The organism is Sodalis-like endosymbiont of Proechinophthirus fluctus (assembly GCF_001602625.1).
In the GTDB taxonomy this organism is placed as follows: domain Bacteria; phylum Pseudomonadota; class Gammaproteobacteria; order Enterobacterales; family Enterobacteriaceae.
On record NZ_LECR01000083.1, the window covers coordinates 249 to 6,304 of the forward strand.

Annotated in this window: 5 protein-coding genes and 2 pseudogenes; 3 read left to right on the top strand and 4 right to left on the bottom strand. The window is 53.4% G+C overall.

From position 1 onward, the window contains the following. The 4 genes and pseudogenes from sspA to zapE form a co-directional block, all read right to left on the bottom strand. Positions 1-634 (bottom strand): stringent starvation protein SspA (sspA, locus tag BG74_RS08140; protein WP_187202802.1); only part of this gene is annotated, 634 nt, incomplete at its 3' end. Between the two features lie 326 nt (positions 635-960). Then, positions 961-1,353 carry a 30S ribosomal protein S9 gene (gene rpsI / locus BG74_RS08145; RefSeq protein WP_066597723.1) on the bottom strand — a complete coding sequence of 131 codons (393 nt, stop codon included), beginning with the start codon at positions 1,351-1,353 and terminating at the stop codon, positions 961-963. Between the two features lie 15 nt (positions 1,354-1,368). Continuing rightward, positions 1,369-1,797: a 50S ribosomal protein L13 gene (rplM, locus tag BG74_RS08150; protein ID WP_066597726.1), complete on the bottom strand. Its 429-nt coding sequence runs from the start codon at positions 1,795-1,797 to the stop codon at positions 1,369-1,371. Positions 1,798-2,012: 215 nt separating this feature from the next. Continuing rightward, positions 2,013-3,124 (bottom strand): annotated as a pseudogene (zapE, locus tag BG74_RS08155) (cell division protein ZapE). A gap of 242 nt (positions 3,125-3,366) precedes the next feature. Here zapE and zapG point away from each other — a divergent pair. The 3 genes and pseudogenes from zapG to BG74_RS18075 all read left to right on the top strand — a co-directional run. Further along, positions 3,367-3,771, top strand: a complete 405-nt coding sequence (gene zapG / locus BG74_RS08160; RefSeq protein ID WP_066597728.1) for a Z-ring associated protein ZapG — start codon at positions 3,367-3,369, stop codon at positions 3,769-3,771. A 146-nt stretch (positions 3,772-3,917) separates the two neighbouring features. Further along, a complete protein-coding gene (degQ, locus tag BG74_RS08165) occupies positions 3,918-5,288 on the top strand; it encodes a serine endoprotease DegQ (RefSeq protein ID WP_066597729.1) in 1,371 nt (456 codons plus the stop codon). A gap of 85 nt (positions 5,289-5,373) precedes the next feature. Next, positions 5,374-6,056: pseudogene (locus tag BG74_RS18075) on the top strand (trypsin-like peptidase domain-containing protein); the annotation flags it as partial.

Here is a 6,056-nt window from a genome sequence, read left to right on the forward strand (position 1 = left end):
GGGTCTGCAGACGCATTTCGCGCTCGGCTTCGGTCAGCGATGCCAGAAAGGCATCGCGTTCAAAAACGCGCGTCATATACCCTTTCAGCTCTTTAGCGCCCGTGCCGGCCAGCTCGATGCCCAGCTGCGGCAAACGCCACAGCAGCGGCGCCAGGTAGCAGTCCACCAGACTGAACTCTTCGCTCATGAAGAATGGGGCTTCGTTGAACACCAGTGCCACCGTCAGCAGCTCCTCGCGCAGTTGCCGGCGAGTGTTATCCACCTCGCTGTCTTTGCTTTGTTCAATCTTGCGCATCAACGTGTACCAATCGTTTTCGATGCGGTGAATCATCAGGCGGCTGGTACCGCGCGCCACTGGATAAACCGGCATCAGCGGCGGATGAGGGAATCGTTCATCCAGGTACTCCATTATAATGCGGGACTCGTAAAGCGTCAGTTCGCGATCAACCAGCGTCGGCACAGTGCGGTAGGGGTTAAGGTCAATCAGGTCCTGCGGCAGATTATCCATCTCAACCTGCTCAATTTCGACACTTACTCCTTTTTCCGCCAGCACGATACGTACTTGATGGCTGAATATGTCGGTATTGCCGGAAAACAGCGTCATCAACGAACGTTTGTTGGCAGCGACAGCCATGAAAACCTCCAAGTTTATTGAGAAAATACCGGGAATAACCCTAACAAAGGGTTATTTTCCTGATTTGTCCGCCGTTGACCCGTAGCTACTTTGCCCGCTGCTGCAACCGGAGCTGGAAAGCTTGCAGCCGGTTGACAAAACGCCAGCCAAGTAAACAGGCGTATATGCGTCGGCTAGTTTATCAGATTTTGCCTGTTTTGTGTGGGGCACGATATGGCAAATTAGCGTGAAAACTGGCTACGGTTAATATTCCGGCAGGTCAAGGACGCAATAAATAAAAAAGCCCGGACCAGTCCGGGCTTTTTTCTGCAGTGAATACTGCGAAATTATCGTTTGGAGAACTGCGGACGGCGGCGTGCTTTACGCAGACCGACTTTTTTACGTTCAACCTGACGAGAGTCACGGGTAACAAAACCGGCTTTGCGCAGATCGGCGCGCAGCGTTTCGTCATATTCCATCAGCGCACGAGCAATACCGTGGCGAATGGCGCCTGCCTGACTGGAGATGCCACCACCTTTAACGGTGATATACAAATCAAGTTTACCCACCATGTCGACCAGCTCCAGCGGTTGGCGAACAACCATGCGGGCAGTTTCGCGACCGAAGTACTGATCCAAACCACGCTGATTAATAACGATGCTGCCGCTGCCCCCCTTAACGAAGACGCGAGCGGAAGAGCTTTTGCGGCGACCAGTGCCATAATATTGATTTTCAGCCATTGCCTACAATCCCGATTAAATATCCAGAACTTGCAGTTGCTGTGCTGCGTGGTTGTGCTCGGTGCCGGCGTAAACTTTCAGTTTACGGAACATAGCACGACCCAGCGGGCCTTTTGGCAGCATGCCCTTAACTGCGATTTCAATCACACGCTCAGGGCGGCGCGCAATCATCTCTTCAAAGGTCGCTTGTTTAATACCACCGACGTAACCAGTGTAGTGATAGTATACCTTATCGTTACGCTTGTTGCCGGTAACAACTACTTTGTCAGCGTTCAGAACAATGAGATAATCACCGGTATCCACATGCGGCGTATATTCCGCTTTATGCTTGCCCCGCAGGCGACGAGCTAGTTCGGTAGCAAGACGGCCAAGGGTTTTCCCTTCGGCGTCGACAACATACCAGTCACGCTTAACCGTTTCCGGCTTTGCTGTAAAAGTTTTCATTAAAAGCTTACCCAATTTAAGTTACACGTTGGTGGACCCCGCCCAAACGCTTCAATGAACAGTTTATGATGTTCACACGGCTTTAAGTCTAGCAAAACCACCCCTTCGATTAGCCATTGCTGGCGCGATTGAAGTTTTGGAAAAAACCTCAATGCAACGTGAGGTTGCAGGAGTATAGAGAAGTCATCCGCAAAGATCGACCCTTTTTTACATCATCAGGGTTGGTGTGCCAACATGAGATACTCCTCGCTCTGCATTTCCTGTAAACGCGACAGGCAGCGCTGATACTCGAAGCGTAGTAGTTTCCCCTGGTAAAACGCGTCCATCGGCACTCTAGCGGCGATTACCACCAGCTTGACGTGGCGCTCATAGAACTCATCCACCAGCGCCAAATCGGCGAGCGGTATTTTCCTCGTCGCTGCTCATTGGCCGCACATTATGCAGCAGGACGCTATGAAAGCACTCGGAGAGAACAATATAGTCATTTTGACTGCGCGCACTGGCGCATAACTCGGCAAAATCTAGCGCCACCACACCGTCGGTCGCGCCTAGGGTCGGCAGCGACCGATGATTTATTTCCAGTGATGGGGCGGCGCCCTCCAGTGCGAGATGTTTCCCCGATAGGGCGCAGAACATCCGCACCATCTCCCGGTCCGTCTCGTCGCCGAGAGGGGTCAGCCACAGATTAGCCCGCGTCAAGGTGCGCAGTAGGTAATCGATGTCACCATCCATATTCATCACCTCGTAATGGCTTTTGATAAGTTCAATGGCCGGCAGGAAACGTGAGCGCTGCAACCCGTTGCAGTAAAGATCGTCCGGCGGAATATTATATTGGAGGTGGCCACAAGCGCAATGCGCCGCGCAAACAGCGCCTGCATTAGGGTACCCAGCAGCATTGCGTCGGTGATATCTGTCACGAAAAATTCATCGAAACAGAGCGCGTCGGTCTCGGACTTGAAGTCGTCGTCGATTATCTCCAGTGGATCTTGGTGACCCTGCAGACGGTCATCTCCTTATACACTCGCAGCATGAAGCGGTGGAAATATGCAGCCGCAGGTTTACGCTCGCCCGGGAGGCTGCGATAAAATAAATCCATCAGCCAGGTCTTTCTCCTGCCTACCCTGCCCCACATACATAAACCCTGGACCGGCTCATCCGTTGCGCGCTCACTCACGCCAAGCCACTTTTTGCCCAGCAGGCGTAACAGGGCCGATAGAGCGCTGGCAGCATTGGCTTGCGCCGCGCCTAACTGCTGGTGGATCAGGTCCAAGCGGGCAATGGCGGCGGCTTGGATATCATCGGGCTGGCATTTCCCTTGCGCCAACATCTGCTGCAAAGGGACAACAATGATGTAGCTTGCATGTGGCTGACGTTCCCTGAATGAGAATGAAAAAAAGCACGTGTCGCACATCCTAAACAGCGGCGCGTTCGAACAAAATAGTCCGGCGTCCCGGCCGGGTGGAGCATCGTCACACTCCCCGGTTCCACTGATGGCGTGTTACCGGTTATAATGAAGCTAATGGTGTATTTACACCCTACAGGACAACGAAGTCAAAAATAGGAGTTATTATGACCTGGGAATATGCGCTGATTGGATTGGTGGTGGGTATCATCATCGGTGCGATCGCCATGCGGTTCGGTAATCGTAATTTGCGTCAGCAGCAAACGCTTCAGCACGAGCTGGAGAAGAGTAAAACCGAGCTGGACGAGTATCGTGAAGAACTGACCAGTCATTTCGCCCGCAGCGCAGAATTGTTAGACAATATGGCCGACGATTACCGTCAGCTTCATCAGCATATGGCCAAAAGCTCTAATAGCCTGCTGCCGGACCAGCGCCGCAAAGATAATCCGTTCCGCTATCGTCTGACCGAAGCGGAAGCGGATAACGATCAAGTCCCGACGGAAATGCAGACGCGGGACTACCAGGAAAGCGCCAGAGGTTTGCTGCGAATGACGCGTGGCTTGCGCAAATAGCGCTACTAGCCCGGGTTTCTCCGGCGTCGACGCGCGCCCAGGTTGAACTTTTCCGTGCCCGGCAGGGTCATAATAGCAATTATGATACCGTTAACGGGTGTCTGATCCAGGGTATCTGACACGAAAACGAGCGAGTTAACGTTACAATGAAAACAACACCTCTATTCAGCGCATTGACGCTCAGTATCGGGCTGAGCTTACTCCCTTTTTCTGCGCCCCGGGCAGTGCTGCCGGCCGAAGTGGCGGGGCAGTCCATTCCCAGCCTGGCTCCGATGCTGACCAAAGTCCTGCCGGCGGTAGTTAGCGTGCATGTTGAAGGCTACCAGCCCATCCGTCGTCCCACGCTGCCCAAGGAATTCAAATACTTCTTCGGCCCCGACACTCCGGGTGGCAACGGCGGAACGCGTCCGTTTGAAGGGCTAGGATCAGGGGTCATCATCAACGCTGCGAAGGGTTATGTGATCACTAATAATCATGTGGTTAACGGCGCAGACAAGATCAAAGTGCAGCTCAATGACGGTCGCGAATTTGACGCTAAGTTGGCAGGGCACGACGAGCAGACAGATTTGGCGCTGCTGCAGTTGCCCTACCCGAAAAACCTCAGCGAGGTGACCATGGCCGACTCAGATGCCCTTAAGGTCGGAGATTTCGCGGTTGCGGTGGGCAACCCGTTCGGCCTCGGCCAAACTGCAACGTCCGGTATTGTATCCGCTCTGGGCCGCAGCGGGCTGAATTTGGAGGGCCTAGAGAACTTCATTCAGACCGATGCCTCCATCAACCGTGGGAATTCCGGCGGTGCGCTGGTTAACCTCAACGGTGAGCTTATCGGCATCAATACTGCCATTCTAGCGCCGGGGGGCGGCAATATCGGCATCGGTTTCGCCATCCCTAGCAACATCGTCAAAAACTTGAGTCAGCAACTGATTGAATATGGCGAAGTCAAACGCGGCCAGCTGGGTATTAAGGGCACTGAGCTGACCGCCGATATCGCTAAAGCGTTTAATATTGACGCCCAGCGTGGGGCGTTCGTCAGCGAAGTATTTCCGAATTCCGCCGCGGCTAAGGCCGGTATCAAAGCTGGCGATATCATCATTTCAGTGGAAGACAAGCCAATCCAGAGTTTCGCCGAACTACGGGTGAAAGTCGGCACGACCGCCTCCGGTAAAACCGTCAAACTCGGCCTGCTGCGCAACGGCAAGCCACAAACGGCGTCGGTGGTTCTGGATAATAGTGTGTCTGCCACCTCCAGCAAAGAGATCCTCACCCCTGCACTGCAGGGGGCTTTTCTTAGAAATGGTCAGTTGAAAGACGGTACCAAGGGCATTCAGGTAGAGGATGTTGTGAAAGATTCCCCCGCCGCAGCGATTGGCCTGCAAAAAGGCGATGTGATCATCGGCCTGAACCGCGAACGGGTACAGAACCTGGCACAACTGCGCAAAGTGTTGGAGTCCAAACCGGCGGTCATGGCGCTAAATATCGTGCGCGGCGACGCAAGTATTTTCCTGTTACTGCGATAAGGGATCAAAAAAAGGACGCCGACGCTGCGGTGTCCGTTTAACTCATGCTATCCTGCCGCTATTCCCTACTACCCCTGCGAGTCCCATGCTCCTCAAGTTACTACGTACTGTCATCATCGGTTTTATGCCCTACTGCTTGCACTGGTACCTGCTCTTCGCTCAATCACTGGCCAGTTGCTGCATCGTGCTGACGAGGAGCTCATCAGTCATAATCAGCGGTGCGCTGAGCCGGCGGTGGTTTACGTGTATAACCACAGCATGAACGGCAGCGCCTATTAAACCAGTTGAAAATCCGCACGCTGGGTGGTTCCCGGCGTCATTATGAATCAGAAAGGTTACCTGCTGCCAACAAGCATGTCATCAACGGTGCCAAGCAGATTATCATCGCTACAGGACGGGTGGGTATACGAGGCACTACTGGTCGGTTCGGACAGCCTGACTGATCTAGCAGTGCTAAAAATAGACGGCCAACAAAACAACCTGCGGGATAATCTCCATCAATCCCAACTGCCAGCCCTATATCGGCGATGTAGTGATGTCGATCGGCAATCCCTACAATCTGGGGCAGACGATCACCCAAGGCATTATCAGTGCTAATGGCCGCATCGGTTTGATGCCCGTCCGGGCGGCAGAATTTCCTGCAAACCGATGCCTCCATTAATCATGGCAATCCAGGCGGCGTGCTAATTAATACCCTTAGCAAGCTGGCGGGCATCAATATCTTATCGTTCGATAAGAGTAATAACAGCGAAATGTTGGAAGGTATCG

What these genes read in the sequence shown, in the direction of transcription:
- rpsI (WP_066597723.1), bottom strand. Translation starts at nt 1,353, where the DNA reads ATGGCTGAAAATCAATATTATGGCACTGGTCGCCGCAAAAGCTCTTCC.
- rplM (WP_066597726.1), bottom strand. Translation starts at nt 1,797, where the DNA reads ATGAAAACTTTTACAGCAAAGCCGGAAACGGTTAAGCGTGACTGGTAT.
- zapG (WP_066597728.1), top strand. Translation starts at nt 3,367, where the DNA reads ATGACCTGGGAATATGCGCTGATTGGATTGGTGGTGGGTATCATCATC.
- degQ (WP_066597729.1), top strand. Translation starts at nt 3,918, where the DNA reads ATGAAAACAACACCTCTATTCAGCGCATTGACGCTCAGTATCGGGCTG.